27 protein-coding genes and 1 tRNA gene are annotated in these 24,915 nt (G+C 72.8%); 12 read left to right on the forward strand and 16 right to left on the reverse strand.

Translation table 11 applies throughout. The annotated features are described in order from the left end of the window. Window positions 1-149: 149 nt before the first annotated feature. Complete coding sequence (locus ACZ6Z8_RS26820) at window positions 150-2,438, reverse strand: hypothetical protein (protein WP_465612597.1); 2,289 nt, start codon at window positions 2,436-2,438, stop codon at window positions 150-152. Between the two features lie 464 nt (window positions 2,439-2,902). Between ACZ6Z8_RS26820 and ACZ6Z8_RS26825 the strand changes: the two genes are divergently transcribed. Next, complete coding sequence (locus ACZ6Z8_RS26825) at window positions 2,903-3,739, forward strand: tyrosine-protein phosphatase (protein ID WP_465612598.1); 837 nt, start codon at window positions 2,903-2,905, stop codon at window positions 3,737-3,739. A gap of 12 nt (window positions 3,740-3,751) precedes the next feature. On the opposite strand, the gene ACZ6Z8_RS26830 is transcribed toward ACZ6Z8_RS26825, so the two are convergent. The 8 genes from ACZ6Z8_RS26830 to ACZ6Z8_RS26865 all read right to left on the reverse strand — a co-directional run bounded on the left by ACZ6Z8_RS26830 (window position 3,752) and on the right by ACZ6Z8_RS26865 (window position 8,636). Next, a complete protein-coding gene (locus ACZ6Z8_RS26830) occupies window positions 3,752-4,639 on the reverse strand; it encodes an RNA polymerase sigma factor SigF (protein ID WP_465612599.1) in 888 nt (295 codons plus the stop codon). Window positions 4,640-4,784: 145 nt separating this feature from the next. Next, on the reverse strand, window positions 4,785-5,567 hold the full coding sequence (locus ACZ6Z8_RS26835) for an RNA polymerase sigma factor SigF (RefSeq protein WP_465612719.1): 783 nt from the start codon (window positions 5,565-5,567) through the stop codon (window positions 4,785-4,787). A 334-nt stretch (window positions 5,568-5,901) separates the two neighbouring features. Next, window positions 5,902-6,195 (reverse strand): Dabb family protein, encoded by a 294-nt coding sequence (locus ACZ6Z8_RS26840; protein WP_465612600.1) that lies wholly within the window; start codon window positions 6,193-6,195, stop codon window positions 5,902-5,904. Window positions 6,196-6,207: 12 nt separating this feature from the next. After that, window positions 6,208-6,372 (reverse strand): hypothetical protein, encoded by a 165-nt coding sequence (locus ACZ6Z8_RS26845; protein WP_188304848.1) that lies wholly within the window; start codon window positions 6,370-6,372, stop codon window positions 6,208-6,210. Window positions 6,373-6,818: 446 nt separating this feature from the next. Beyond that, window positions 6,819-6,905: transfer RNA gene (locus tag ACZ6Z8_RS26850), tRNA-Ser, on the reverse strand. Between the two features lie 67 nt (window positions 6,906-6,972). Continuing rightward, window positions 6,973-7,500 (reverse strand): tRNA adenosine(34) deaminase TadA, encoded by a 528-nt coding sequence (gene tadA / locus ACZ6Z8_RS26855; protein WP_465612601.1) that lies wholly within the window; start codon window positions 7,498-7,500, stop codon window positions 6,973-6,975. Window positions 7,501-7,550: 50 nt separating this feature from the next. Beyond that, a complete protein-coding gene (locus ACZ6Z8_RS26860; protein ID WP_465612602.1) occupies window positions 7,551-8,108 on the reverse strand; it encodes a tRNA adenosine deaminase-associated protein in 558 nt (185 codons plus the stop codon). A 291-nt stretch (window positions 8,109-8,399) separates the two neighbouring features. Then, the gene (locus ACZ6Z8_RS26865) at window positions 8,400-8,636 is read right to left on the reverse strand and encodes a hypothetical protein (RefSeq protein ID WP_465612603.1); all 237 of its coding nucleotides are present in this window, start codon (window positions 8,634-8,636) and stop codon (window positions 8,400-8,402) included. Between the two features lie 162 nt (window positions 8,637-8,798). Between ACZ6Z8_RS26865 and upp the strand changes: the two genes are divergently transcribed. Beyond that, window positions 8,799-9,434, forward strand: coding sequence for a uracil phosphoribosyltransferase (gene upp, locus ACZ6Z8_RS26870; RefSeq protein WP_030278500.1), 636 nt, complete (start codon window positions 8,799-8,801; stop codon window positions 9,432-9,434). A 96-nt stretch (window positions 9,435-9,530) separates the two neighbouring features. On the opposite strand, the gene ACZ6Z8_RS26875 is transcribed toward upp, so the two are convergent. After that, window positions 9,531-10,229 (reverse strand): LytR C-terminal domain-containing protein, encoded by a 699-nt coding sequence (locus ACZ6Z8_RS26875; RefSeq protein WP_465612720.1) that lies wholly within the window; start codon window positions 10,227-10,229, stop codon window positions 9,531-9,533. 250 nt (window positions 10,230-10,479) lie between these two features. Then, complete coding sequence (locus tag ACZ6Z8_RS26880; RefSeq protein WP_014136828.1) at window positions 10,480-10,776, reverse strand: type II toxin-antitoxin system VapB family antitoxin; 297 nt, start codon at window positions 10,774-10,776, stop codon at window positions 10,480-10,482. 181 nt (window positions 10,777-10,957) lie between these two features. Between ACZ6Z8_RS26880 and ACZ6Z8_RS26885 the strand changes: the two genes are divergently transcribed. Continuing rightward, a complete protein-coding gene (locus ACZ6Z8_RS26885) occupies window positions 10,958-11,173 on the forward strand; it encodes a hypothetical protein (RefSeq protein WP_465612604.1) in 216 nt (71 codons plus the stop codon). 1 nt (window position 11,174) lies between these two features. Here the strand turns inward: ACZ6Z8_RS26885 and ACZ6Z8_RS26890 are convergent, their stop codons facing one another. Further along, window positions 11,175-12,341 carry a hypothetical protein gene (locus tag ACZ6Z8_RS26890; protein ID WP_465612605.1) on the reverse strand — a complete coding sequence of 389 codons (1,167 nt, stop codon included), beginning with the start codon at window positions 12,339-12,341 and terminating at the stop codon, window positions 11,175-11,177. 85 nt (window positions 12,342-12,426) lie between these two features. Beyond that, window positions 12,427-13,101 carry a rhomboid family intramembrane serine protease gene (locus ACZ6Z8_RS26895; RefSeq protein ID WP_465612606.1) on the reverse strand — a complete coding sequence of 225 codons (675 nt, stop codon included), beginning with the start codon at window positions 13,099-13,101 and terminating at the stop codon, window positions 12,427-12,429. Window positions 13,102-13,184: 83 nt separating this feature from the next. On the opposite strand from ACZ6Z8_RS26895, the gene ACZ6Z8_RS26900 reads away from it, so the two are divergent. After that, on the forward strand, window positions 13,185-13,703 hold the full coding sequence (locus ACZ6Z8_RS26900; RefSeq protein ID WP_465612607.1) for a YbhB/YbcL family Raf kinase inhibitor-like protein: 519 nt from the start codon (window positions 13,185-13,187) through the stop codon (window positions 13,701-13,703). Window positions 13,704-13,804: 101 nt separating this feature from the next. On the opposite strand, the gene ACZ6Z8_RS26905 is transcribed toward ACZ6Z8_RS26900, so the two are convergent. Then, window positions 13,805-14,773: a helix-turn-helix transcriptional regulator gene (locus ACZ6Z8_RS26905; protein WP_465612608.1), complete on the reverse strand. Its 969-nt coding sequence runs from the start codon at window positions 14,771-14,773 to the stop codon at window positions 13,805-13,807. Between the two features lie 94 nt (window positions 14,774-14,867). Here ACZ6Z8_RS26905 and ACZ6Z8_RS26910 point away from each other — a divergent pair, with 94 nt between their 5' ends. Next, a complete protein-coding gene (locus ACZ6Z8_RS26910) occupies window positions 14,868-16,349 on the forward strand; it encodes an MFS transporter (RefSeq protein ID WP_465612609.1) in 1,482 nt (493 codons plus the stop codon). A gap of 107 nt (window positions 16,350-16,456) precedes the next feature. Beyond that, window positions 16,457-16,678, forward strand: a complete 222-nt coding sequence (locus ACZ6Z8_RS26915; RefSeq protein WP_465612610.1) for a KTSC domain-containing protein — start codon at window positions 16,457-16,459, stop codon at window positions 16,676-16,678. A gap of 25 nt (window positions 16,679-16,703) precedes the next feature. Here the strand turns inward: ACZ6Z8_RS26915 and ACZ6Z8_RS26920 are convergent, their stop codons facing one another. Continuing rightward, the gene (locus ACZ6Z8_RS26920) at window positions 16,704-17,345 is read right to left on the reverse strand and encodes an HhH-GPD-type base excision DNA repair protein (protein ID WP_465612611.1); all 642 of its coding nucleotides are present in this window, start codon (window positions 17,343-17,345) and stop codon (window positions 16,704-16,706) included. Between the two features lie 284 nt (window positions 17,346-17,629). Between ACZ6Z8_RS26920 and ACZ6Z8_RS26925 the strand changes: the two genes are divergently transcribed. From ACZ6Z8_RS26925 to ACZ6Z8_RS26940, 4 genes are all read left to right on the forward strand, one after another. Continuing rightward, window positions 17,630-17,977, forward strand: a complete 348-nt coding sequence (locus ACZ6Z8_RS26925) for a DoxX family protein (RefSeq protein ID WP_465612612.1) — start codon at window positions 17,630-17,632, stop codon at window positions 17,975-17,977. 158 nt (window positions 17,978-18,135) lie between these two features. Next, a complete protein-coding gene (locus tag ACZ6Z8_RS26930; protein WP_465612613.1) occupies window positions 18,136-20,535 on the forward strand; it encodes a terpene synthase family protein in 2,400 nt (799 codons plus the stop codon). Window positions 20,536-20,672: 137 nt separating this feature from the next. Next, entirely contained in the window at window positions 20,673-21,470 is a 798-nt protein-coding gene (locus tag ACZ6Z8_RS26935; protein WP_465612614.1) for a VOC family protein, read from the forward strand. Beyond that, entirely contained in the window at window positions 21,470-21,961 is a 492-nt protein-coding gene (locus ACZ6Z8_RS26940) for a DinB family protein (protein ID WP_465612615.1), read from the forward strand. The genes ACZ6Z8_RS26935 and ACZ6Z8_RS26940 overlap by 1 nt, the downstream gene beginning before the upstream one ends. A gap of 22 nt (window positions 21,962-21,983) precedes the next feature. Here ACZ6Z8_RS26940 and ACZ6Z8_RS26945 read toward each other — a convergent pair whose 3' ends face one another. Beyond that, a complete protein-coding gene (locus ACZ6Z8_RS26945) occupies window positions 21,984-22,751 on the reverse strand; it encodes an ArsR/SmtB family transcription factor (protein ID WP_465612616.1) in 768 nt (255 codons plus the stop codon). 82 nt (window positions 22,752-22,833) lie between these two features. Between ACZ6Z8_RS26945 and ACZ6Z8_RS26950 the strand changes: the two genes are divergently transcribed. Next, a complete protein-coding gene (locus ACZ6Z8_RS26950; protein WP_465612617.1) occupies window positions 22,834-24,108 on the forward strand; it encodes a cytochrome P450 family protein in 1,275 nt (424 codons plus the stop codon). Further along, window positions 24,105-24,896, forward strand: coding sequence for an isocitrate lyase/PEP mutase family protein (locus tag ACZ6Z8_RS26955; RefSeq protein WP_465612618.1), 792 nt, complete (start codon window positions 24,105-24,107; stop codon window positions 24,894-24,896). Before ACZ6Z8_RS26950 ends, ACZ6Z8_RS26955 begins: the two co-directional genes overlap by 4 nt. Window positions 24,897-24,915 lie beyond the last annotated feature (19 nt).

Raw genomic sequence — 24,915 nt, forward strand, 5'->3', positions numbered from 1 at the left:
GGGGGGGGGGGGGGGGGGGGGGGGGGGGGGGGGGGGGGGGGGGGGGGGGGGGGGGGCCCGGGGGGGCGGGGGGGGGGGGGGGGGGGGGGGGGGGGGGGGGGGGGGGGGGGCCGCCCCCCCCCCCCCCCCCCGCCACGGGGTGTTACGTGTTACCGCTTGCCGGGGTGCTGGGCGCCGTTGCCCTTGACGGCGTCCTTGCCGGGCACCGGGATTCCGCTGCCGGGCACGAGGGACTTGGCGGCGGGCTTGCGGGTGGTGTCGCCGGGGCCCGCCGGGACGGGGGTGGCGACGCCCTGCGGCACGACCTTCTTGTCCGCCGGCGCCGGTGCCGGGACGGACTTGGCCGCGACGCTCGGCGCGACGGCGGCCGGGGCGGCCGGTGCGACGGCGGTCGGGATCTGCAGGGTGACGCTGCTCTGCAGGGCGCCCGGGGAGGCCCAGCCCGAGAGCGTACCGGCGTAGGCCGAACCGAAGGCGGCCGTACCGATGGCCATCTTCTGAGCAGTTCCGGTCGGCATGGTGGCCTGGACCTGAACACCGGCCGGCGCGCTGACGGTGACGGTGTTGCCGATCCGGTAGGCGGTGACCTGGCCGGAGGCGAGGGCGTTGTTCCACGCCGCGCGCTTCTGGAACTCCTGGCCGATCTCACGCTCGCCGAGGTTCATGATCGGGGTGCTGTCGGCGAACAGCGAGCGGTAGTTGCCGAGGATCTTCTCCAGCACCGGGTACAGGATCCGGCCCTCGGAGAGGTTCGACTGGTGCACGAAGTGCGGGCGCGGGTCGTTGTTCAGCACGTGGCCGAGGTCGATCCGGGCCTCCAGCGGCACGATGTACGACTGGTAGCCGGTGGCGGTGTCCAGCGGCTGGGGCAGGCAGGTGGAGTTGGCGTTGTTCTCGCAGACGCCGCTGCCGCCGTTGGCCTTGCTGGTGTAGATCCAGTTGTACTCGTCGGTCTCCTCCTGCGCCGAACCGGCGTTGTAGAAGACGTTCATCGGGTACCGCGGCACGGTCAGCGTGGACGAGCCGACGGCCCGCTGGGCGGGCTCGCGGGAGGCGTCGCTGCCGGTGAACCTGATGCCGTTGGCGGCCAGCGCCGGCGCCAGGTTCGGGTTGTCGCTGGTCTCCTGGGGGGCGGTGAGCAGACCGGAGTGCTCACCGGTGACGAGCACCTGCGGGTCGGCCTTGAGGCCGTTGGCGGTGGCCCAGTCGAAGTTCTGCTTGATCTGGGTGGAGATGGTGTTCTGGTCGGTCCAGACGGTGTTGCCCGCGGCGTCCTTGGAGCACTTCCACGGCACCACGCTGACGTCCTGCACGCAGCCCAGGTACGGGTGGGAGTAGGTGTGGTTGACCCAGCGGTAGCTGTTCTGGTCGGCGATCATCTGGCTGGCGGTCGGGTCCACCGTGGCCTGGTGGTCGGACTTCCAGTCCTCGCTGCCGCCGCCGTTGAACAGCATGTCCAGCGTGAAGTTGTTGGTGGTCTGCCACTGCTTGAGGACCTGGGCGTCGGCCTGCGTCATCCGGATCGGGTTGCCCGTGTCCGGGGTGCCGGGCGGGCAGGTGACGTCGCCGGGGGTGCACTTGAGCGTGGTGCTCCAGCGGTCGTCGGCCAGGAAGACGTCGTCGACGTGGGTGGCGAAGTAGTTGCGGTCGTAGCCGAGGTGGACGCCCTGGGTGATCCAGTCGACCATGCCGCGGGCCAGCAGCCGGTACTGCTGCTGGTACTGGTTGTAGACGAAGGTGACGACCAGTTCCTTGCGGCCGTCGTGGGTGTACTCACCGACCAGCGAACCGCGGCTGGTCGTGTTCGGTATCGCCGCGTCGACCAGCGGGACGAAGGACGCGCCGGACGGCAGGTTGGCGAGCGGGGTCGCCAGGTAGCCGTAACTCTCGCTCACGTTGGGGTCGTTGTCCTCGAACGGGACGCTGCCCTTGAGGTACCCGAACGGACCGGAAGTCCCGGCCGAGGTGGTGGCCGCCTGGAATCCGTCGAGGGTGCCGACGAATCCCGGATTCTGGGCGTAGTTCAGTCCGACCGCCGGACTGGCCCACGTGTACGCGTCGATCTGCCGGACGTTGAAAGCGGCTTCGTACGTGGCGATCGCCGTCATCTCGGCGGCGCTGTTGGGGAAGGGGTTTTCGTTGGGCAGCACGATGCCCTGGTACTTGCCCCGGGGGGACCCGTTCACCGTGTCGCTCAGGAAAGCCGAGTTGATCACGGGGCGGTTGGGGTCATTGAGGGTGACGACCTTGTACGGCGTGCCCTGGCTCTTCAGCTCGGCGGTGATCGCCGCGACGGACGGTCCCCCGTCGTCGATGACCAGGACGGTGAGGTCGATCCTGGGCGGCGTGGTGTCGCCGTGGGCCAGGGTGGTCTGCAGGCCGCTGGCCAGCAGAACTGCCGCTGCGCAAGCGGCAAATCTTCGGGTCGCGTGACCCATGTCTGATCCTCCCCTTGGGTCAGGCACCGCGCTGCTCGGCGCTCGCCTGCCCGTGTAGCTGTTCGCGGGCAGCAGGCTGCCCGGCGCCCATCCTGGTCGAGGGTCGACGGTGCGAGGGACCAATTGGGCGAGAGTGCAGCGAACCTGTTACCAACGTTCATGGTGAAGCCATGGAGGCGCTGATTGTGACCGCATCCGGACCGCCCGCGCAAATAATGAATTGAAAATGAAAAACCGGAAGCCGACCGCTACAGCTGGTTACCGACAGTGCGGCTCACACGGATCCGTGGGACACCTACACTGTCGTCGTTGCGCCAGACACTCTCGCACATCTCGCCGCCCGAATGGGCAGGTTCATGCAATATCGAGCACCGCTGTGCCATGTGACAGTCCGAATATGCAATGGAGGCTCACGGGTGACGGAAGGTCGGATCGCGTCCGAGCGAATCGGGGCCGTACGGAATGTGCTCCCGGAGCCGGACCGGGCGGTCCTGGCCGGACGCAGTCTCGGCCTCCGCGGTGCGGTCAACGCCCGGGACCTGGGCGGCTACCGGACGGCCGGAGGGCGGGTGGTGCGCGGTGGCGCGGTCCTGCGCAGTGACGGCCTGAACCATGTCACCACCGAGGACCTCGACCCGCTGGGCGCGCTCGGCCTGCGCGCGGTGGTCGACCTGCGCAGCGCCGAGGAGGTCCGCGAGGCCGGCCCGGACCGGCTGCCGGACGGCGTCGCGACCCACCACCTCCCTTTGTGGGCAGCGGACTTCGACATCAACGCGACGCTGCGCGACGCCCTCGCCGACCGCAGCGCGCGCCGGCAGCGCAGCCTGCTCGGCAACGGCCGGGCGGCCGCCATGATGACCGGCCTCTACCGCTGGTTCGTCACCGACCCGGTGGCCCGCGAGCGGTTCGCCGCCCTGCTGCGGCTGCTGGCCGACCCGGACGGCGTCCCACTGCTGTTCCACTGCTCGGCCGGCAAGGACCGCACCGGCTGGGCGGCCGCGCTGGTGCTGACCGCCCTGGGCGTGGAGCGCGAGACGGTGTTCGCCGACTACCTGCTCACCAACGAGCGCTCCGCCGCCGTGGTCGAACGGGTGCTGGCGGACTTCGGCAGCCGGGGCGTGATGCACGAGCCCGAGCTCCTCCTGCCGGTGTTCCGGGCCGACCGCGGCTACCTGGACGCGGCCTTCGCGGAGGTCGAGGCCGGCTGGAGCGGCTTCGACGCCTTCTGGCGGGAGGGGCTCGGGCTGGACGACGAGGTGCTCGACGGGCTGCGCGCCAACCTGCTGGACGGCGCGGGGTGAACCCGGCGGCGGTCAGCCCTCGCTGATCAGCCCCTCGCGGAGCTGGGTGAGCGTCCGGGTGAGCAGCCGGGAGACGTGCATCTGGGAGATCCCGATCTCCTCGCCGATCTGCGACTGGGTGAGGTTGCCGAAGAACCGCAGCATGATGATCCGGCGCTCGCGCGGCGGCAGCTTGGCCAGCAGCGGCTTGAGCGACTCCCGGTACTCCACGCCCTCCAGCGCGAGGTCCTCGTAGCCGAGCCGGTCGGCCAGCGGACCCTCGCTGTCCTCCTCGCCGGGGCTGGAGTCGAGCGAGCTGGCGGTGTAGGCGTTGCCCACCGCGAGGCCCTCGACGACGTCCTCCTCGCTGACCCCGAGGCAGGCGGCCAGCTCCGCCACGGTGGGGGAGCGGTCCAGCCGCTGGGACAGCTCGTCCCCGGCCTTGGTGAGCGCCAGCCGGAGCTCCTGCAGCCGACGCGGCACCCGGACCGACCAGCTGGTGTCCCGGAAGAAGCGCTTGATCTCGCCGACCACGGTCGGCATCGCGAAGGTGGGGAACTCCACCCCGCGCTCCGGGTCGAAGCGGTCGATCGCCTTGATCAGGCCGATGGTGCCGACCTGGACGATGTCCTCCATCGGCTCGTTGCGGCTGCGGAAGCGCGCCGAGGCGTACCGGACCAGCGGCAGGTTGAGCTCGATCAGGGTGTCGCGGACGTAGGTGTGCTCCTCGCTGCCCGGGTCCAGCGCGGCCAGCCGCAGGAACAGCGAGCGGGAGAGCGTCCGGGTGTCCAGCCCGGAGCCGGGCGGTGCCTGGGCCGGCGCCCCGGAGCCGGCCCGTTGGAGCGGGATCCGGTCCTCGGTGACCGTCGTACCCTCGGCCTGACCAGCGTGGATCTCCGCAGTGCCCAGCTCTCCGGACATGCGCCCACCCCCTTGTGACTGACAGTTGAACGGGGGCCGTCGCACGGAGGTTCCCGGCGGGGGCCCAACCCCCTCCATACCGGAACACGGTGCACGGCAAACCCGAACGTCGCAAGATGTCACGCGGGGGTAACGCGCTGCAATCTCATTCTTCCCAGGAGTTGCCGGTCCGAAGCCTCGTCAGGATCCGGGAGAGCAGTCGGGACACGTGCATCTGGGACATCCCGAGCTCGGTGCTGATCTGCGACTGGGTCAGGTTGGCGAAGAACCGCAGCATCACGATCCGCCGCTCCCGCTCGGGGAGCTGGACCAGCAGGTGGCGGACCATGTCGCGGTGCTCGACCTCGGCCAGCGCGGCGTCCTCGTAGCCGAGCCGGTCCAGCAGGGCGAGGCCGCCCTCGTGCTCCTGGGCGGCCTCCAGGGAGGCCGCGTTGTAGGCGCGCCCGGCGTCCAGGCAGGCCCGGACGTCCTCCTCGGGGATCCGCAGGCTGGCGGCGATCTCGGGCACCTTGGGGGCCCGCCCGTGCAGCACCGTCAGCTCCTCCATGGCGCCGCTGACCTGCACCCACAGCTCCTGGAGCCGGCGCGGGACGTGCATGGTGCGGACGTTGTCCCGGAAGTAGCGCTTGATCTCGCCCAGGATGGTCGGCAGCGCGTAGGTGGGGAACTGGACGCCCCGGGTCGGGTCGAAGCGGTCGATCGCGTTGATCAGGCCGATGGTGCCGACCTGGACGACGTCCTCCATCGGCTCACTGCGGCTGCGGAAGCGGGTGGCCGCGTAGCGGACCAGCGGGATGTTCACCTCGATCAGCGCGGCCCGGACCCGCTCCCGTTCGGGGGCGTCCGGGGGCAGCTCGGAGAGCCGCTCGAACAGCACCCGGGTGAGCGTCCGGACGTCCACGGCGGGTCGGCCGCCGGGGCCGCGCAGCCCGTCGGGGCGGAGCTCCCCGGCCGGGCTGATGATCGCAGCCAGCACCTCGTCCACGGACACGTCACCCCTCCCAAAGTCTCGTCAACGGCGGGCCCTGCGGATCGGGTGTCGGGGCTGGTTCACACCTCGCCATGTCCGGCAAAACCGGTCATAGCATCACAAGGCGGGCGCAGGTCGGGCAAGCACCCGGCGGAGGTGTGTTGGTGGGGTGCCCGATCTCCGCGGCGCCCGTCGACGAGGCGCCGCACGGGTCGTTCCCGGACAGAGCAGAACGCCCCGCCCGGAGGCCGGGCGGGGCGACGCGGGCCGTCCGGGGGACGGCCGGGCGGGATCAGACCTCGATGTCGGCGATGACCCAGGTCGCGAACTCGCGCCACTGGCCGGCCGCCGCCTGGTGGGCGGGGTGGGTCAGGTAGGCCTGGAGGGACTTGCCGTCCTCGACCAGGCTGTTGATCGCGTAGTCGTACGCGATGTCGCGCTCGGTGGTGTTCCAGCCGCACTCCCACTCGCGCAGCTCGGGGATCAGCGAGCCGAGCTCGGCGAACGCCTTGGCGCCGGCGAGGACGCGCTGGTCGTCCCTGGCGACGCCCTCGTTGAGCTTGAACAGGACGAGGTGGCGGATCACGATGGCCGCTCCTTACTTGATCAGACCGGTCATGAAGGTGCCGACCGCCTTGGCCGCGTTCGAGATGCCCTCGAAGCCCAGCTGGACGAGTTCGGCGGACCGGGCCGGTGAGGTGATGATCGAGTAGAGCACGAAGATGAGCAGGAGGGCCATGCCGATCTTCTTCGCCTGCGCCATCGTGACCTTCCTCCCTGCGGTGGGCCGCCGTCATCCGGGTCCCCGAGCAGCCCTGCAGGGCAGCTTATCCACCGGACGGGCTATCAAGTGTGCGGCGCGTTGGCCCGGCGGGACGAAGGTCCCCGTGAGTGGGGCCTTTCTCCGGGTGCCCGGCCGCCGGCCGGGCGGCAGGATGGATGGCGTGCCGAGGGTCTGGCAGGAATCCCCGGCACGTGGATCCGGAGATCCCCGCTGTGGGACCGGTCGTCGCGACTCCCCCCGACGCGGCACCGGTTGTGGGACTCCGCCGGGGGAGCGGTCAGTCCCCCGAGCCGCTCCCCCTCCAGGCTCCGTACGAGCCGGGCCGTGGTGGTCACGGGCCCGGAGGTGCGGAGCCCTGTCCGCGTCCGAGGGTGCGCGGAAACGCCGAGGGCCCGTCCGGATCGGACGGGCCCTCGGGCTTTCAGCGGTAGCGGTGGGATTCGAACCCACGGTGGAGTTGCCCCCACACACGCTTTCGAGGCGTGCTCCTTTGGCCGCTCGGACACGCTACCGAGGGGAACTCTACCGGACGGGTGGCGCGGTCACGAAATCCGTGTCCGCGGGCGGCCCCTGGCGGGGTCAGCGGTGGGTGTCGAAGAAGGCGCGCAGCTGCTCGCCGCACTCCTCGGCGAGGACGCCCCAGATCACCTCGGGCCGGTGGTTGAGCCGGCGGTCGCGCATCACGTCGAAGAGCGAGCCGGCCGCGCCGGCCTTCTCGTCGAGGGCGCCGTAGACCACCCGGTCGATCCGGGACAGCACGATGGCGCCGGCGCACATCGTGCAGGGCTCCAGGGTCACCACCAGGGTGCAGCCGCTGAGCCGCCACTCCCCGATCTTCTCGGCGGCCTGCCGGATCGCGACCACCTCGGCGTGCGCGGTCGGGTCGCCCACCGCCTCGCGCTCGTTGTGGCCGCGCCCGAGCACCTCGCCGTCCGGGCCCAGGACGAGCGCCCCGACCGGGACGTCCCCGGTGGCCGGCGCCAGGGCGGCCTCGGCGATGGCGAGGCGCATCGGCGCCGCCCAGCGGTCGCGGACCGGGTCGGGGCGGACGGGAGCGGGCAGCGGGGGGACGTGCGGGACGGTCAGCGGGGTGGATGCGGGCTGCATGGCATCCAGTGTCGGGCATCCGGTGGTGGACACCGGCCTGACCGGTGCCGCTACCGGACCGCCTCCAGTACCTCGCCGCAGCCCAGGGCCTCGGCGATCTCCTCCAGGGCGTCGCCCGGCACCGCACCCTCGCCGCTGAGGGCGAGCAGCTCGTCGGCGGCCAGGCCGAACTCGGTGAGCAGGTGGGCGTCGCCCAGCGGGCCGACCGGGACGCCGCCGCGGCCGTCCGCGTCCTCGTCGGCCTGCTCCTCGGCCTCGGCCTCCTCGTCCAGCAGGTGGTCCAGGTCGCCGAACTCGCTCTCGCCGGCCTGGTCGACCAGCTCGTCGGTGAGGACGGAGCCGTAGGAGCTGCGGGCGGCGGCGGCGCCGTCCGACACGAAGATCCGCGGGTCGTCCTCACCGTCCACCCGGACGATGGCGAACCAGGCGTCCTCCTGTTCGATGAAGATCAGGACGCTGTCGTCGTCCTGCGCGGCGTCGCGGGCCAGATCGGTCAGATCGGCCAGGGTTTCGACGTCGTCGAGCTCCGTCTCGCTCACATCCCACCCGTCCTCGGTGCGAGCAAGCACTGCAGCGAAGTACGCCACCAGGGACACTCCCAAGATCATCGGTCTCGGCTGTCGGCGCGCTCGGGCGACGCGAAAATCTGGCCGCCCCCGCGCCAGAGGCGGTCCGCTTGTTCGGACCGTCCCATCGGAATCGTGACAGAAAGCCCGCCGTTGCGGGGGGTGTTCGGCAGCGCGTCTTTGCAGGTCGTGTCGGAAGGGCCGGGCGGTGGACGGCGGAGCCGGGCCGGGGCCCGCCGAAGCCGGTCGAAATTTGGCCCGAACGCCTGTCGGACCGCCGAGGGACGGGGACGGGGTCGGGTCGCGGGAGTGGGGAACCGGGCCGGGCCCGGGTCAGATGCGGAAGGTTCGCATCCGCATCGCCTCGCGCATCCGGCGTTCCTTCGTCCGCCGGGGCTGGACCCGCTCCCTCAGCTCGCGGGCCTCGGCGAGCTCACGCAGGAAGACGGCCCGCCGTTTGCGGCGCTCCGACTCGGTCTCCGGGGGGTCCTGCGGCGGGCCGGCGCGAAGGGCCGCTCCGCCGACGGGCTCGTCCTCCGAGCCGTCCCCGGCTTTCGGGTTGCTCGTCATAAGACGTGACATTCCCAGAACGGCCGGGTTGATACCACAGGAACCGGTTCGGTCCGGACATTCGCCCGCCGTCACGGCGTGTCACGGACAGGTGACCGCAGCCGGTGGGCGGCCTGGCACGGCGTGTCGTACAGGCGTCCAGGACCGGGCTAACCTCGGTACATGCGTCTCCACGTCGTCGACCACCCCCTGGTCGCCCACAAGCTCTCCACCCTGCGCGACGAGCGCACCGACTCGCCGACCTTCCGTCGCCTGACCGACGAGCTGGTGACCCTCCTCGCCTACGAGGCCACCCGGGACGTCCGCACCGACGAGGTGGAGATCACCACCCCCGTGGCGGTCACCCTCGGCACCCGGCTCAGCTACCCGCGTCCGCTGGTCGTGCCGATCCTGCGGGCCGGTCTCGGCATGCTGGACGGGATGACCCGCCTGCTGCCGACCGCCGAGGTCGGCTTCCTCGGCATGGTGCGCAACGAGGAGACCCTGGAGGCCTCCACGTACGCCACCCGGATGCCGGACGACCTCTCCGGCCGCCAGGTCTACGTGCTCGACCCGATGCTGGCCACCGGCGGCACCCTGGTCGCGGCGATCAGGATGCTGATCGAGCGCGGCGCCACCGACGTCACCGCCGTGGTGCTGCTGGCCGCGCCGGAGGGCGTCGAGGTGATGAAGCGCGAGCTGGCCGACCTGCCGGTCACCGTGGTCACCGCCGCGCTGGACGAGCGGCTGAACGAGAACGGCTACATCGTCCCCGGCCTGGGCGACGCGGGCGACCGGCTGTACGGCACGGCCGGCTGATCCCCCGTCCGAACGTCCGAGAGCCCCCGGCACTGCGTCTGCCGGGGGCTCCGTTCTTGTCCGGTCCTTCTTGCCGTCTTCCTTGCTGTCGTGCGGTCAGCAGCTGCCGGTGGCACTCGGGGTGGGGGAGGGCTTGGTGGCCAGGGCGAGGGCGGCGGCCGCCTGGGTCTCGTCCAGCAGGGCGTTGTAGCTGTCGCCGATCACGAAGTCCACGCTGGCGTCGGAGCGGGCGTCGGCGGTGACGGTGGCCCCGGCGATCTGGGAGCTCACCAGGGTGCCGGCGGCGGCGCCGGTCGGGCCGGCGATCACCTGGGCGGTGCCGGGCACCTTCTTGTCCAGTTCGGCGGGCGCGTTGCCGACCTTGCCGATGACGAAGCCGCGCTTCTTGAACTCCTCGGCGGTCCGCCCGGCCAGGCCGGCCTTGGTGGTGGCGTTGTAGATGTTCACCGTGACGGCCGTGGGCGCGGGGACGGCGTGCGGGTCCACCGGGGCGGCCGGGGCACCGGAGGCCGCGGGCGCGCCGGAGGCCGCGGGTGTGCCGGGGGTGGCGCCCGGGGTCGGGGCGGCCAGCGGCTTGCCGGACGGGTTGGCGCAGGCCCGCGCGGCGGAGTTCCCGGACCTGCCTCGGAAGATGTCGTACAGCTGCATGCCGCCGAGGCCGATCAGGGCCAGGGCGAGCAGGGCCGCGAGCGCGGCGATCACCTTGCGACTCTTCTTCGGGGGCCGGCCCAGCCGTGGGTAGGCGTTGCCGGTGACGCGGTACTGCTTCCCCTTGAGGCCTTGGGGAGTCAACATGCTCACGGTTTGTCTCCCCCTCGTCGGGGTGGGGTCGGGATGACGGGTGGACCGGGCAGAGGCGTCCTCCCGGTGCGGGCGGATCCCCTGGTCGCGGCCGTAGTCAGCAGCGTAGTGCCGGACGGCTGCGAAGGTACTAAACGATCATCATCTGGAGTACCCCGGTACCCGAAAGGAGGTACCCGGGTACGCGCGGACCGCCCTCCGCCGGGTGGCGAGGGGGCGGTCCGGTGAGGTCGACGCGCGGCCGTCAGTCCATTTCGAGGACGCGGGCGTGCAGCACCTGGCGCTGCTGCAGCGCGGCCCGTACGGCCCGGTGCAGCCCGTCCTCCAGGTAGAGGTCGCCGCGCCACTTCACCACGTGGGCGAAGAGGTCCCCGTAGAAGGTCGAGTCCTCGGCCAGCAGGGTTTCCAGGTCGAGTTGGCCCTTGGTGGTCACCAGCTGGTCGAGCCGCACCGGACGTGGGGCGACGTCAGCCCACTGGCGGGTGCTCGTCCGGCCGTGATCCGGGTACGGCCGCCCATTGCCGATGCGCTTGAAGATCACACGGAAAGCCTACCGTTCGGACGGCGGATGGCCCAGCAGCTGCGGGGGCGCCACGCGCACGGTTGTGAGCTGCGGGTGGGCGATTGCGGCTGTTTGATGGGAAATGTCGTGAACATCGCCCGGTCGCGGCCGGGTTCAGGCCGTGCTTCCGGCCTCCGATCCCGTCCAGGAGCGTGCACCGATGTCCTCCGCCCCCACCCCGCAGACCGTCCGGGAGATCGCCGACGGGTCCGCGCCGTCCGGACGGGCCCGGCGGGAGGAGACCGCGGGGGTGGGCGGGCTGCTGGGGTCGCTGCTCAGCAACCCGGCGGTGAAGTCCTTCGCCCGCTCGGCCGGGAGGCAGCTCGGGCAGGAGATCTCGCGCAGCCTGTTCGGGACGTCCAAGCGGCGGCGCTGAGTCAGCTCCCGAGGGCGGCGCCGATCCGGTCGAGCGAGGACAGCCGCATCAGGCCGTAGTGGTAGAACTCGACCTCGGGGACGCCGAGCCCGCGCAGGACGGCGATCTTGGCGGCGAGGTTCTCCGGGCCGTCGCAGTCCGCGGCCATCGGGCGCAGGATCACCGCCATCCGCTCCGGGCGGACGCCGTGCAGGGCGAAGGCGGCGAGCTTCTCCCGAACGGCCTCCGCGGTCCCGGCGTAGCCGAGGGTCTCGATCTGGTCGGTGGCCCCGGCGAGGGCGGGCAGGTCGATGCCGGCCAGCCAGCCCCTGCCGGGGCCGCCGCCGTCCATGAAGCTCAGCCGCATGCCGTGGTGGCGGGCCCGTTCGGTGAGTTCGGCGGCGAGCGAGGTGACGGTGGCGGCGGAGGCGTCCACGTAGGCGGCGAAGGCGCCGTCGGCGAGGGCGCTCAGGTCGGTGGGCTCGGCGGCGGCCTCCTGGTCGGCCAGGCGGCGGCGCAGCTCGGTCCGGACGGCCTCGGCGACCAGCTCGGCGGGGACGCCCGCGCGGGTGGCGGCGGCGCGGCAGTGCGGGCAGAAGCAGACGCCGAGCAGCGCCTCGGCGGTCGGGCCCAGTTCCTCGAAGTAGCGCTCGTGGTGGTAGCCGTGGCGCAGGCCGTGGAAGTGCAGGGACTCGGCGCGGATCGCGTCCACGCCGTACCGGGCGAGCTCGTCGACCAGGGTCAGGGCGTACTCGCGGACCTCGGGGTGGGCCGGGCAGAGCTCGGTGAGGTGGCGGTCGCCGAAGGCGTTGGCCGGCGCGCAGTCGGGGTGGGCGAAGCCGAGCCGGTCGTTGTGGCAGAAGACCGTCCAGGCGTGCAGTTTGAGGCCGCGGCGGCCGGCCTCGGCGGCGGCCTCGGCGAAGGGGTCGCGCTCGCCGATCGCGCCGGACGGGGCGGGGGAGAGGCGGCGGCCCGTCCAGCGGGCCGGGTCGGGGCGGAAGTAGGCGGCGCCGGGCTCCAGGTAGCGGATCACCCGGCGGGGGTTGTGCGGGAAGACGTCGCGGGCCTCGTGGTAGACGGCGGCCAGGGTGACGCCGCCGACGCCGGCCCGGTCGGTGAGGTTGCCGAAGAAGGTGTCGGCGCCCTCGTCGAGCAGGTCGGTGGCGAAGGCGAGGACGGACGACTCCACGGTGCGGCTCCGGAGCTGGGGGCGGGTGCGGCGTTCACGCTAGCCGGAGGGGCGGGAATGGTCTATACCTGGCGCCCCGTTCGGGTCACAGGCCCAGGTCGTCCAGTTCCTTGAGCAGGGCGGCGTTGGGGCCGGTGGGGGCGGGTGCCGCGGGGACCGGCTCCGGCCGCTCCCGGTCGCGGAGCTGCGCCGGGTTGCGGAGCAGGTAGGCGGCGGCCAGTCCGCCGAGCAGCCCGCCGAGGTGGCCCAGCCAGCTGACCCCGTGGGACACCGGCAGCAGGCCGATCAGGCTCGTCCAGTAGACGGCGGCGACGCCGAGGCCGACCACCGCGTCCAGCACGTTCCGGTCGAGGACGCCGCGCAGCACGACGTAGCCCAGGTAGCCGTAGACCATGCCGCTCGCCCCGGCCGTCACGGTGTTCGAGCTCTCCAGCAGCCAGATGGTGAGCCCGCCGGACACCGTGATCACCAGGCTGGCCAGCAGGAACTTCCGCATGCCGCGGTAGGCGGCCAGGAAGCCGAGCACGAACAGCGGCCAGGAGTTGGAGATGATGTGGTCCCAACCGAAGTGCAGGAAGGGCATGGTGAACATCTCGGGCAGGTCGTCCACCCGCTCGGGGCGCAGGCCGTACTCCTTGGACAGGTCGTAGTCGTCCAGCCAGTTCACCACCTGGAGGGACCAGATGACGGCCTGGAGGCCGAGCATGGTCAACAGCGCGCGGCGGGAATCCGAGAGCAACTGGGCGAGTTTCGAGGCCATGACGCCGACTGTAGGGGCGGCCTGATCGGTCGTGCACCCCATTACAGTGATCAATGTCATTCCGACCGTGAGAGGTGCACCCCATGAGTGTTCGTCCGCCGTTGCCGTACGAGTTCCTGCCGCAGGTGCCGTCCTTCGAGCTGAGCAGCCGGGACATCACCGAAGGCGGCACGCTGGGCCAGGAGTTCATCCACGGCGGCGGCAACCTCTCGCCGCAGCTGGCCTGGTCGGGCCTGCCGGAGGGCACCCGGAGCATCGCCGTCACCTGCTACGACCCGGACGCGCCGACCGGCTCCGGCTGGTGGCACTGGCTGGCCCTCAACCTGCCCGCCGACACCACCGAGCTGCCGCGCGGCGCCGGCTCCTCGGACGAGGCCCTGCCGGGCGCGGCCTCCTTCCACGGGCGCAACGACTTCCCGGACAACAAGTACGACGGCGCCGCCCCGCCGCCCGGGGCCCCGCACCGGTACGTGTTCGCGGTGCACGCGCTGGACGTGGAGAAGCTGGACGTCACCGCCGACACCCCGGCCGCCCAGATCGGGTTCAACCTCACCTTCCACACCCTCGGGCGGGCGCTGCTGACGGCCGAGTACGGGGTCTGAGTCCGCTTTTCGCACCGGGGTCCGTCGTCCACGGCGGGCCCCGGTTCGACTTCCCCGGCGGGACCTGCCCGGCGCGACTTCCCCGGCTCAGCTCTGCCGGTTCAGGTCTCCCGGTTCGCCGCGCGGCCGGCCCTGGCCGCGAGGGTGCGCAGCTGCTCGCGCAGCTCCGGGGGTTCGTGCACCTCGAAGTCGCAGTCCAGCATCAGCAGTCCGGCCGCCAGCCACTTCAGGGATTCGGCCCGGGAGCGCAGGCGGCAGCTGTGGTCGTCGATCGGTTCGATCTCGTAGTCGCCGGTCCAGGGCATACAGCCGTCGACCTCGGCGGCGGGGCGGTGGACGGTGGCCACCATGGTGTGGGTCGGTGATCGGCGGCGCAGCCGGCTCGCCACGAACACGGCGGCGTCCTCGGCCGGGAGCGGGCGCGGGGTGAAGCGGGCGCCGGTGGCGAACGGTTCGGTGATCCGGTCGACCCGGAAGAGCCGCCAGTCCTCCCGGTCCAGGTCGTAGCCGATCAGGTACCAGCGGCGGCCGGTCGAGACGAGCCGCTCGGGCTCGACGTTGCGCCTGGTCTCGGCGCCGTCGCGGGCCCGGTAGGCGAAGCGCAGCCGCTCGTGGTTGGTGACGGCGCCGGCGAGCAGGGTCAGGGCCTCCGGGTCGACGGTCGGGCCGTCCCCGGTGAGCAGCGGCACGGTGGCCGTGTTCAGGGTGCCGACCCGGTGCCGCAGCCGGCCCGGCAGCACCTGGAGCAGCTTGCCGAGCGCCCGTACCGAGGCCTCCTCGATGCCGACCACCGCGTGCCCGGCGGCCGCCCGCAGGCCGACCGCGATGGCCACCGCCTCCTCGTCGTCCAGCAGCAGCGGCGGCATCGCGGTGCCCGCGACCAGCCGGTAGCCGCCGACCGCGCCCATGGTGGCCTGCACCGGGTAGCCGAGGTCGCGCAGCCGGTCGATGTCCCGGCGGATGGTGCGCGGGCTGACGCCGAGCCGCTCGGCGAGTTCGCTGCCGGGCCACTCGCGCGGGGTCTGCAGCAGGGACAGCAGGTTCAGCAGCCGGGCCGGCGTGTCGCTCATGCCCTCCAGCATGCCGGAGCAAGTGGGACAGGACCTGACCTATATGGCCCGTACCGTTCCGGACGTGCAGCAGCGGACGAGTGAGGAGAACGGCATGAGTACGGCGGGAGCCGACCGGCGGAGGTGGATCGCGCTGGCGATCGTGATGGTCGCCTCCTTCATGGACCTGGTGGACGTCACCATCGTCAACATCGCCATCCCGAGCATCCAGCAGGACACCGGCGCCTCCTTCAGCGCCATCCAGTGGGTCACCGGCGGCTACGCGCTGGCCTTCGCGATCGGTCTGATCACCGGCGGGCGGCTCGGTGACATCCACGGCCGCAAGCGGCTGTTCCTGCTCGGCATCGGCGGCTTCACGCTGGCCTCGGCGCTGTGCGGACTGGCCTCCGGCCCGGAGATGCTGGTCGCGATGCGGATCCTGCAGGGCGGGACGGCGGCCCTGATGGTGCCGCAGGTGCTGTCGATCATCCACGCGACCTTCCCGGCGGAGGAGCGCGGCAAGGTCTTCGGGATGTTCGGCGCGGTGGTCGGGCTGGGCGCGGTGTCCGGTCCGATGATCGGCGCGCTGCTGACCGAGTGGGACCTGCTGGGCCTCGAATGGCGGCCGATCTTCCTGATCAACCTGCCGGTCGGGATCGCCGGGCTGCTGCTCGGGCGCCGCTTCATCGACGAGTCCAGGGCCGAGCACGCGCTCAAGCTGGACCTGGTCGGCGTGGCGCTGGCCAGCCTCGGTCTGCTGATGCTGATCTACCCGCTGACCCACGGCCGGGAGGCCGGCTGGCCGCTCTGGGGCTACCTGTCGATGGCCGGGAGCCTGCCGGTGTTCGTGCTCTTCGTGGTCTACGAGAAGGCCAAGACGCGGCGGGACGGCTCGCCGCTGGTCGAACTGTCGCTGTTCCGGGTGAAGAGCTTCGCGGCCGGGATCTGCGTCCAGCTGGCCTTCGGTGTCGCGCTCGGCATCTTCTTCCTGGTCTGGACGCTCTACATGCAGGTCGGCCTCGGCTGGAGCCCGCTCAAGGCGGGCGCCACCGGCATCCCGTTCTCGCTCGCGGTCTCCACGGCGGCCGGGATCTCGGTGCAGAAGCTGGTGCCGCGGTTCGGGCGCAAGGTGCTCCAGGCGGGCGCCCTGATCATGGCGGCGGGCGTGCTCACCTACATCGGGGAGGCGCACCGGTACGGGACGGGCATCGAGCCCTGGCAGATGGCCCTGCCGCTGGTGGTGATGGGCCTCGGGATGGGGCTGATCGTCGCGCCGATCACCGACGCGATCCTGTCCGAGGTGCCGCGCCGGCACGCCGGGTCGGCCTCGGGGCTGATCAACACCGTGCAGCAGGTGGGCAACGCGCTCGGGCTCGGGCTGGTGTCGGTGGCCTTCTTCGGGGCGATGGACGACGTGGTCGCGCCGGACGCGCTGGGGACGGCCTTCGGCGGGGCCTTCGTGCACGCGATGTGGTGGGTCGCGGGGGTGCTGCTGGCGGTGTTCCTGCTGATGTTCGCGCTGCCGCGCGAGCGGGGGGTGGCGGCCGGGGCCGGTGACCCGGACGGCGCGGAGCGGCGGGAGCCCGTCCTGGTGTGACGGGTCCGGCTCCGGGTTCCCCGGGACCGGCCCGGAGCCGATGGTTCCGGGGTGAGGGCCTCGGTCGCGCTGCGCGGCCGGGGCCCTCATCGCACACTGGGAGGGTCATGGACCGTACGGCGGTGGACTCCTCGGTGCTGCGCTCGGTCGGGTACGACCCGCGGGCGCGGGTGCTGGAGCTGGAGTTCACCGGAGGGCCGGTGTACCGGTACGCGGACGTGCCGGCCCGGGTGCACCGGGAACTGCTCGCGGCGGAGAGCCACGGACGGTACTTCGTCCGGTCGATCCGCGGGCGGTACGCCTACGCCCTGGTGTCCGGGCGCGGCTAGCCGCTGCTGTCCCGGGGCCGTGGCCTCAACGGGCCGCGGCGGAGGCGGCGGTGGCGGTCCGGGTGGTGGTGCGGGGCTTGGCGGCGGCCTTCGCCTCCTTCGCCGCGCGCTTCGCCTCCTGCTTGAACTCGCGTACCAGGGCGAGGGATTCGGGGCCGGTGATGTCGGCGACCGAGCGGTGTGCGCCCTCCTCGCCGTACACGCCGGCCGCCTCGCGCCAGCCCTCGGGCCGTACCCCGTACTGCTTGCCGAGCAGGGCCAGGAAGATCTGCGACTTCTGCTTGCCGAAGCCGGGAAGGGCGTTGAGGCGGCTGAGCAGTTCCTTGCCGGTGCGGGCGTCCTTCCACAGCGCGGCGGCGTCGCCGTCGTACTGCGCGACGAGGAACTGGCACAGCTGCTGCACCCGTTTGGCCATCGCGGCCGGGTAGCGGTGGACGGCCGGTTTCGCGGAGAGCAGCGCGACGAACTCCTCCGGGCTGTAGGTGGCGATCTCGTGGGCGTCGAGGTCGTTGCGGCCGAGGCGCTGGGCGATGGTCAACGGGCCGGTGAACGCCCATTCCATCGGCACCTGTTGGTCCAGCAGCATGCCGACGAGCGCGGCGAGCGCACTCCGTCCGAGCAGTTCGTCGGCCTCGGGCTGCTGGGCGAGCCGGACGGTGACGTTCATGAGGTTTGGCCTCCTCGGAGTTGACGTCGGTCGGCGCCCAGTCTGGATGACGCGGCGTGGACGGACCCGGTCAACACGCCCGTATCTGAGGAAGTCTTGGTGTTTCCAGCCCTTGTCAGTCCTGCTTTGTTCGTTGGCGGAGCGGTTGTTGAAAGTTCCCCCGAGTCGGCGCGGAAACATTTTTGTCCGCGGCTGTCACATCCGCCGGGCGCTCCGGGTCAGTGCTGTGTCCGACCGGATCCGACCGGCCCGGATCGACCAGTCACCGAACGGGGAGCACTCCAATGTCCGTCGCCCACACCGTCGTCACCGTCCTCGGCGCCCTCATGGTCGGCTTCTCGGCGTACTCCGTCTTCGCCGGCGCCGAGTACGTCGTGGGGCCGCTCGCCGAGTACGGCGTCCCGCGCGCCTGGTGGACCTGGCTCGGCGTGGCCAAGGCCGCCGGAGCCCTCGGGCTGCTGGTCGGTCTCGCCGTCCCGGCCGTCGGCTACGCGGCCGCCGTCGGCATCGTTCTGTACTTCCTCGGCGCCGTGATCACCGTCGCCCGCGCCCGCGCCTACGCCCACATCCCCTTCCCCCTGATCTACCTGGCTCCGGCCGCCGCCTCCCTCGCCCTGGGCCTCGCGGCCTGACCGGCCACCCGCCGCAGGGGCGGGCCGCCATCCGGTGGCCCGCCCCTGTTCGTTGTCAAATGGGTCATCTCATATGACTGTTGCTGTTGTTGCGGTGAACCGAGGTGACGTGGCGTCATCCTTGGTCCAATCGACGTGTCCAGAAAGGCTCGCCCGCCGTGACCCAGCCGTTCGAACTGCCGTCCTTCTACGTGCCGCACCCGGCGCGGCTCAATCCCCATCTGGACGGGGCACGGGCCCACTCCTCGGAATGGGCGCGGGAGATGGGCATGTTGGAGGGATCCGGGATCTGGGAGCAGACCGACCTGGACGCCCACGACTACGGGTTGCTCTGCGCGTACACCCACCCCGACGCCTCCGCCGAGGCGTTGTCGCTCGTCACCGACTGGTACGTCTGGGTGTTCTTCTTCGACGACCACTTCCTCGACATGTACAAGCGCACCAACGACCGGCGGGCGGGCAAGGCGCACCTCGACCGGCTGCCGCTGTTCATGCCGGCCGATCCGGAGGCCCCGGTGCCGGAGCCGGAGAACCCGGTCGAGGCGGGGCTGGCCGATCTGTGGCGGCGGACCGTGCCGGTGATGGGGGAGGACTGGCGGATCCGGTTCGCCGAGAGCACCCGCAACCTGCTCAACGAGTCGCTGTGGGAGCTCGCCAACATCGACGCGGGCCGGATCGCCAACCCGGTCGAGTACATCGAGATGCGCCGCAAGGTCGGCGGGGCGCCGTGGTCGGCGCAGCTGGTCGAGTACGCGGCCGGGGCCGAGGTGCCGAAGGAGGTGTCCGGTTCGCGGGCGCTGCGGGTGCTGATGGACGCCTTCTCCGACGGCGTGCACCTGCGCAACGACATCTTCTCGTACCAGCGCGAGGTCGAGGACGAGGGCGAACTGAGCAACGGCATCCTGGTGTTGGAGCGGTTCCTGGAGTGCTCCACCCAGGAGGCCGCCGAGGCGGTCAACGACCTGCTCACCTCGCGGCTGCAGCAGTTCGAGAACACCGTGTTCACCGAACTGCCGGTGCTGTTCGCGGAGACCGGGCTCGACCCGGCGGGCCGGGCCCGGGTGATGGCGTACGTCAAGGGGCTGCAGGACTGGCAGTCGGGCGGGCACGAGTGGCACATGCGGTCCAGCCGGTACATGAACGGCGGTGGGGCGGCGGCGGGTTCGGCCGGTGAGGTGGCACCGGGCTCCGGCGGGGAGCTGCCGGGGGCGCCCGGGTCCGGCAACTGGTGGGACCAGTACGCGATCGGCGGGATCGGGACCTCGGCGCTGGACGTGCTGCGCAAGGGCGCCGGGACGCCGCAGGCCCCGGCGGCTCCGGCCGTACGGCGGGCGCGCTCGCACGGACATGTGCCGTTCCGGCCTGTCGGGCCGTCCCGGCTGCCGGAGTTCGAGCTGCCGTTCGCGCTGTCGCTCAGCCCCCACCTGGACGGCGCGCGGGAGCGGGTGGTCGAGTGGGCCGAGCGGGTGGGCCTGCTGGCCGAGCACCCCGGAGTCCCCGGCTCGGGCATCTGGGACGCCGCGGCGATGCGCGACTACGACCTGCCGCTGTGCGCGGCCGGCATCCACCCCGACGCCACCGCCGACCAACTCGACATCAGCTCAGCCTGGTTGGCCTGGGGCACCTGGGCCGACGACTACTACCCGAGGATCTTCGGCCGCACCCGCGACCTGGCGGGCGCCAAGGCCGCCAACGCGCGGCTGCCGCTGTTCATGCCGGTGGACGGCGAGCCCGTGCCGGAGCCGGCCAACGCGCTGGAGCGCTCCCTCGCCGACCTCTGGGAGCGGACCGCCGGCCCGATGACCGTCGAGAACCGGGGCGCGCTGCGCGAGTCGGTCGAGGTGATGACGGCCGGCTGGATCTGGGAGTTGGGCAACCAGATCCAGAACCGTGTGCCGGATCCGGTCGACTACCTGGAGATGCGCCGCTCCACCTTCGGCTCCCAGCTCACCTCGATGCTCGCCCGGCTCGGCCACGGGAGGACCGTCCCGGCGGAGGTGCGCCGGCACGGCTCGATGCGCGCGCTGGAGAACTCCGCGATGGACTACGCGTGCATGATGAACGACGTCTTCTCGTACCAGAAGGAGGTCGAGTACGAGGGCGAGCTGCACAACGCGGTGCTGGTGGTGCAGAACTTCTTCAACTGCGACTACCCGTCGGCGGTGCGGATCGTCGACGACCTGATGCGCTCCCGGCTGGACCAGTTCCAGCACGTCGCGCGGCGGGAACTCCCGGTCATGTGCGAGGACCTGGAGCTCGGCGCGGAGGCCAGGGAGCTGCTCGACGGGTACGTGAAGGAGCTGGAGAACTGGCTCGCGGGCATCCTGAGCTGGCACCGGGGTTGCCGCCGGTACCGCACCGAGGACCTGGAGCGGCACTTCGGCACCGGGCGGGACCTCGCGGGCGCGGTCCGGGCCCGGGCGGCGGCAGCGGTCGAGGCCGGGGCCGGGGCGGGGACCGGAGCAGGGGCGGTGACGGGCGCGGTGCCGCTCGGCCCGACCGGCCTGGGCACCACCTCGCTGCGCCCGCCGGTGCGCGGGGCCGTGCCGGCGGGCTGAGCCGGGCACCGCGCCGCGGGAGCGCACCCGCGCGGGCCATCCCGCGCGGGTTCGCCGGACGCGCCCTAGGCTGACCAGTCGGGGGCCGTGCGCGCCTGACGGCGCGCGTCCGCACCGTCATGGACGAGGGCTGAGAGATGGCTGCGCTACCTGAGGGCACACCCTGTTGGGCCGACGCGATGTTCAGCGACGTGGAGGGCGCCAAGGCCTTCTACGGCGACGTGCTGGGCTGGACCTTCGGCGAGAGCTCGTCGGAGTTCGGCAACTACACCCAGGCGTACTCGGACGGCAAGGCGGTCGCCGCGATCGTGCCGCCGATGCCGGGCAGCCAGGCGCAGTCCGCCTGGTGCCTCTACCTGGCCTCGCCGGACGCCGCCGCCACCGCCGAGCGGATCCGCACCCATGGCGGCGAAGTGGTGATGGGCCCGATGCGGGTCGGCGACTTCGGCACCATGGTGATCGCCAGGGACCCGGGCGGAGTGGTGTTCGGCGTCTGGCAGGCCGGCATCCACCACGGCTTCGAGAAGCAGGGCGAGCCCGGGGCGTACAGCTGGGCCGAGATCGTCACCCGCGAACCCGGGAAGGCCGACTCCTTCTTCCCGGCGGTCTTCCCGTACGGCACGCAGAAGATGGACTCCGAGCAGATCGACTACCGGATGTTCCTGGTCGGCGGCCGGCCGGTGCTGGGCCGGATGGGGGCGGTGGGTGACTTCCTGCCGCCCGAGGCGCCCTCGTACGTGAGCGTCTACTTCGCCGTGGACGACACCGACGCGGCGATCGAGCGGCTGAGGAAGCACGGCGGCAAGGTGTACTTCGGGCCGATGGACAGCCCGTTCGGGCGGTTCGCGGCGGTCGGCGACCAGCAGGGCGCGGCCTTCGGGCTGATCGACCTCGGCCGGACGGAGGGCGAGCGGCCGCCGACCGTGGACGTCTGATGGGGGAGCGCGAGGACCTCGTCGAGACCCTGGACAAGCACCGGAACCTGCTGCGCCGCACCCTGCGGGACCTCACCGACGAGCAGGCAGCCCGGCGCACCACGGTCAGTGCGCTGTGCCTGGGCGGCCTGGTCAAGCATGTGGCGGCGGTCGAGGCGCGCTGGGTGCGGTTCATCACCGGCGGCGCGGAGGCGATGCGCGGCGGTGAGGGCGAGGGGGACTGGGCGGAGCAGTTCCGGATGACGGAGGGCGACACGCTGGCCGGGCTGCTCGCCGGGTACGAGGCGGTGGCGCGTGGCACGGACGAACTGGTGCGGAGCCTGCCCGACCTCGACGCCGCCCACCCGCTGCCGTCGGCGCCCTGGTTCGAGCCGGGGGCGAGCTGGTCGGCCCGGCGGGTGCTGCTGCACCTGATCGCGGAGACCGCGCAGCACGCCGGGCACGCCGACATCATCCGGGAGGCGCTGGACGGGGCGAAGTCGATGGGCTGAGCGGCCGCTGTCGCGAGTGGTCTCAGGACACCTCGACGCCGAGCAGCTCGTGCAGCGTCCGGCAGCCGCCCGGCGTGACCTTCAGGGCCCGGCCGGAGCCGATCGGCTCGACCCAGGCGCGGTCCAGCGCGGTGCGGCACAGGGCCGCGCCCAGCGCGCCGCCGAGGTGGCTGCGGCGCTCCGTCCAGTCCAGGCAGCTGCGCACCACCGGGCGCCCGCCCGGTCGGCCGGCGTGCGGCGGCAGTGCGATCGCCTGGGCGGCCAGCCAGCTGTGGCCGCGCTCGGTGACGGCGAGCCCGGCGCGGTCGGCGACCAGGCCGCGGTCGAGCAGGGCGTCGGCGACGGCCACGCCCAGGCGGCCGGCCAGGTGGTCGTAGCAGGTGCGGGCGCGGGCCTCGGCGCTCTGCCGCGTGGCCTGGCGGAGGTTCCGGGGCTCCGGCCGGCCGGTGCGGCTGGGAGCGCTGCCCGCGGGAGCGGTCCGGCCGGGCGCAGCGGCCTCGGCCGTGGCCTGGGCGAAGACGGCGAGGTCCTCGATCATCGTCGCGACGGCGGCGGAGGCCAGCCGGACGTACCGGTGCCGCCCCTGCCGCGCCTCGGCCAGCAGGCCGCCCGCGATCAGCCGGGACAGGTGCTCGCTGGCCGTCGACGGTGCGACGCCCGCCGACCGGGCCAGCTCGCCCGCCGTCCAGGCGCGGCCGTCCAGCAGCGCGCAGCAGAAGGCGGCGCGGGTGGGGTCGGCGAGCAGCGCGGCGAAGGCGGTGAGCGCCGGGCCCCGCGGGTCCACTGTCATGCGTCCATGGTCGGCCATGCCTCCAGGGTCGACCCGGCACTGTTCGGCCGGGACCGAAACGACCCGGGGCCACGATGACGGCATGAGCGATCCGAGGACCCAAGATCCGACGTGCCCCGCACTGACCCTCTCCCGCCACGAGGACGTGACGGCGGCCCTGGCCGACCCGGCACTGGTCCCGCCGCCCGCGACGCCCGGCCCGTACGGCACGGTGGCCTGGCTGCGGTCCACCGTCGCCCGGTTCAGCGCGGGCGAGCCGCACGCCCGGCGCCGGGCGCTGGTGGTGGCCGACCTGGAACGGCTGGACTCGGCCGAGCTGCGGGTCCTGGCCGCGGGCGGCTTCGACCCGGACCTCCGGCTGCGGGTGGTGCGGACGCTCGCGCGGGCGCTCGGCCTGGCGGACCCGGAGGCCGTCGCCCGGGACGTGAAGGCGGTCGCCCGGGCGTACTTCGAGCCGGCGCCCCACGATCCGGCGGCGGACGCGGCGGTGGCCCGGCTGCTGCCCGCGATGGGCGACGACGACCCCGAGACGGCCGCCAACCGGATCGGGCTGCTCGTCCAGGCCTGCGAGGCCACCGCCTCCCTGGTCGAGCACGCCCGGCGCAGCGGTGGCGGACCGGCCGACGCCCTGCGGGACGATCCGCCGGTCCGGGCGATGCGCCGCTTCGCCGCCCGGGCGACCGAGGTCGGCGGGATCGCGGTCCCCGCCGGGACGCACGTGCTGCTCGACCTCGACGCCGCCCGGGAGCCGGGCCGCGAGCCACTGGCCTTCGGTGCCCCGCCCCGGCTATGCCCGGGCCGCGCGCAGGCGCTGGTGATCGCCGAGGGCATCCTCCACGGCTCCTCCGATCCGGCGGACACCTCCCGGCCGCCCGCCGAGGAGCCCCTCGACCAGGCCGAACTCGCCGCCCTCATCCCGGAGATGATCGACCACGTGCTCGCCCTGGCGGACACCTGGACGGCCTGGGACGGCCGCCCGTTCCGCTCCGACGGCCGGACCTACACCCCGCACAAGGCGATCCGCCGGGTCACCGACCACCTCCTCGACCACTGGGCCGAGTGGGAGGCCCGGCTGGCCGGCGAGCCGGCCCCCGCCGACCACTGGCACGCCTCCAACGTCACCACCCCGGCCGACCTGGCGCCGTTCACCACCGCCGACCTGGACGAGGCCCGCAGCCGCCTCACCCGGCTCGGCCGGATCTGGTCCCTGCGGGTCGCCGCACTGCCGGAACGGCAGTTGGACGACTCGCCGGGGACGGGCTGGAGCTTCCGGCACATCGTGTGCCACCTCGCCGGGGCCGGCTTCTACTACGCGGACTCGGTGGGCCCGATCGAGCGGACGGAGGCGGCGCGATGACGCCCTCCGTCCCGACGGCCGCCTTCGCCGCCCTGCACCACCGCCCCGGCCGTCCGCTGCTGCTCCCGAACGCCTGGGACCACGCCTCGGCCGCCGCCCTCGCCGCGGCCGGCCACCCCGCGATCGGCACCACCAGCCTGGGGGTGGCGGCCGCCGCCGGACTGCCCGACGGCGCGGCCGCCACCCGCGCGGAGACCGTACGGCTGGCCCGGCGGCTGGGCCGCGACGGCTTCCTGCTGAGCGTCGACGTGGAGTCCGGCTTCAGCGACGACCCGGCCGAAGTGGCCGCTCTGGCCGTGGAGTTGGCGGAGGCCGGCGCGGTCGGCATCAACCTGGAGGACGGTCGGCCGGACGGCGCGTTGGCGCCGTCCGCCGTCCACGCGGCGAAGGTCGCGGCGGTGAAGGCCGCCGTGCCGGAGCTCTTCGTGAACGCCCGCACCGACACCTACTGGTGCGGCACCGAGGACCCCGAACCGGAGACCGTACGGCGGCTGGACGCCTACCGGCGGGCGGGCGCGGACGGGGTGTTCGTGCCCGGGCTCGCCGATTCGGCGGTGATCGCCCGGCTGGTCGACCGGCTGTCCGTCCCGCTCAACATCCTCTGGACGCCGACCGGTCCGGGCCTCGCCGAGCTGGCCGGGCTCGGGGTGGCCCGGGTCAGCCTGGGCTCGCTGCTGTACCGCTCGGCGCTGGCGGCGGCGGTGGCGACGGCCGCCGCCGTGGCCTCGGGGGGATCGGTCGCTCCGGTGCCGGGTTACGCGGAGGTCCAGGCGCTGAGCGGGAGTTGACGGCGCGTGGTCGGGGGAG

Source organism: Kitasatospora sp. NPDC101108, from assembly GCF_055584725.1.

Excerpts from the sequence above, each read along its gene's own strand:
- ACZ6Z8_RS26820 (WP_465612597.1), bottom strand. The coding sequence starts at position 2,438 with ATGGGTCACGCGACCCGAAGATTTGCCGCTTGCGCAGCGGCAGTTCTG.
- ACZ6Z8_RS26830 (WP_465612599.1), bottom strand. The coding sequence starts at position 4,639 with ATGTCCGGAGAGCTGGGCACTGCGGAGATCCACGCTGGTCAGGCCGAG.
- ACZ6Z8_RS26845 (WP_188304848.1), bottom strand. The coding sequence starts at position 6,372 with ATGGCGCAGGCGAAGAAGATCGGCATGGCCCTCCTGCTCATCTTCGTG.
- tadA (WP_465612601.1), bottom strand. The coding sequence starts at position 7,500 with ATGCAGCCCGCATCCACCCCGCTGACCGTCCCGCACGTCCCCCCGCTG.
- ACZ6Z8_RS26860 (WP_465612602.1), bottom strand. The coding sequence starts at position 8,108 with ATGATCTTGGGAGTGTCCCTGGTGGCGTACTTCGCTGCAGTGCTTGCT.
- ACZ6Z8_RS26865 (WP_465612603.1), bottom strand. The coding sequence starts at position 8,636 with ATGACGAGCAACCCGAAAGCCGGGGACGGCTCGGAGGACGAGCCCGTC.
- upp (WP_030278500.1), top strand. The coding sequence starts at position 8,799 with ATGCGTCTCCACGTCGTCGACCACCCCCTGGTCGCCCACAAGCTCTCC.
- ACZ6Z8_RS26875 (WP_465612720.1), bottom strand. The coding sequence starts at position 10,229 with ATGTTGACTCCCCAAGGCCTCAAGGGGAAGCAGTACCGCGTCACCGGC.
- ACZ6Z8_RS26885 (WP_465612604.1), top strand. The coding sequence starts at position 10,958 with ATGTCCTCCGCCCCCACCCCGCAGACCGTCCGGGAGATCGCCGACGGG.
- ACZ6Z8_RS26895 (WP_465612606.1), bottom strand. The coding sequence starts at position 13,101 with ATGGCCTCGAAACTCGCCCAGTTGCTCTCGGATTCCCGCCGCGCGCTG.
- ACZ6Z8_RS26900 (WP_465612607.1), top strand. The coding sequence starts at position 13,185 with ATGAGTGTTCGTCCGCCGTTGCCGTACGAGTTCCTGCCGCAGGTGCCG.
- ACZ6Z8_RS26905 (WP_465612608.1), bottom strand. The coding sequence starts at position 14,773 with ATGAGCGACACGCCGGCCCGGCTGCTGAACCTGCTGTCCCTGCTGCAG.
- ACZ6Z8_RS26910 (WP_465612609.1), top strand. The coding sequence starts at position 14,868 with ATGAGTACGGCGGGAGCCGACCGGCGGAGGTGGATCGCGCTGGCGATC.
- ACZ6Z8_RS26915 (WP_465612610.1), top strand. The coding sequence starts at position 16,457 with ATGGACCGTACGGCGGTGGACTCCTCGGTGCTGCGCTCGGTCGGGTAC.
- ACZ6Z8_RS26920 (WP_465612611.1), bottom strand. The coding sequence starts at position 17,345 with ATGAACGTCACCGTCCGGCTCGCCCAGCAGCCCGAGGCCGACGAACTG.
- ACZ6Z8_RS26925 (WP_465612612.1), top strand. The coding sequence starts at position 17,630 with ATGTCCGTCGCCCACACCGTCGTCACCGTCCTCGGCGCCCTCATGGTC.
- ACZ6Z8_RS26935 (WP_465612614.1), top strand. The coding sequence starts at position 20,673 with ATGGCTGCGCTACCTGAGGGCACACCCTGTTGGGCCGACGCGATGTTC.
- ACZ6Z8_RS26940 (WP_465612615.1), top strand. The coding sequence starts at position 21,470 with ATGGGGGAGCGCGAGGACCTCGTCGAGACCCTGGACAAGCACCGGAAC.
- ACZ6Z8_RS26945 (WP_465612616.1), bottom strand. The coding sequence starts at position 22,751 with ATGACAGTGGACCCGCGGGGCCCGGCGCTCACCGCCTTCGCCGCGCTG.
- ACZ6Z8_RS26950 (WP_465612617.1), top strand. The coding sequence starts at position 22,834 with ATGAGCGATCCGAGGACCCAAGATCCGACGTGCCCCGCACTGACCCTC.
- ACZ6Z8_RS26955 (WP_465612618.1), top strand. The coding sequence starts at position 24,105 with ATGACGCCCTCCGTCCCGACGGCCGCCTTCGCCGCCCTGCACCACCGC.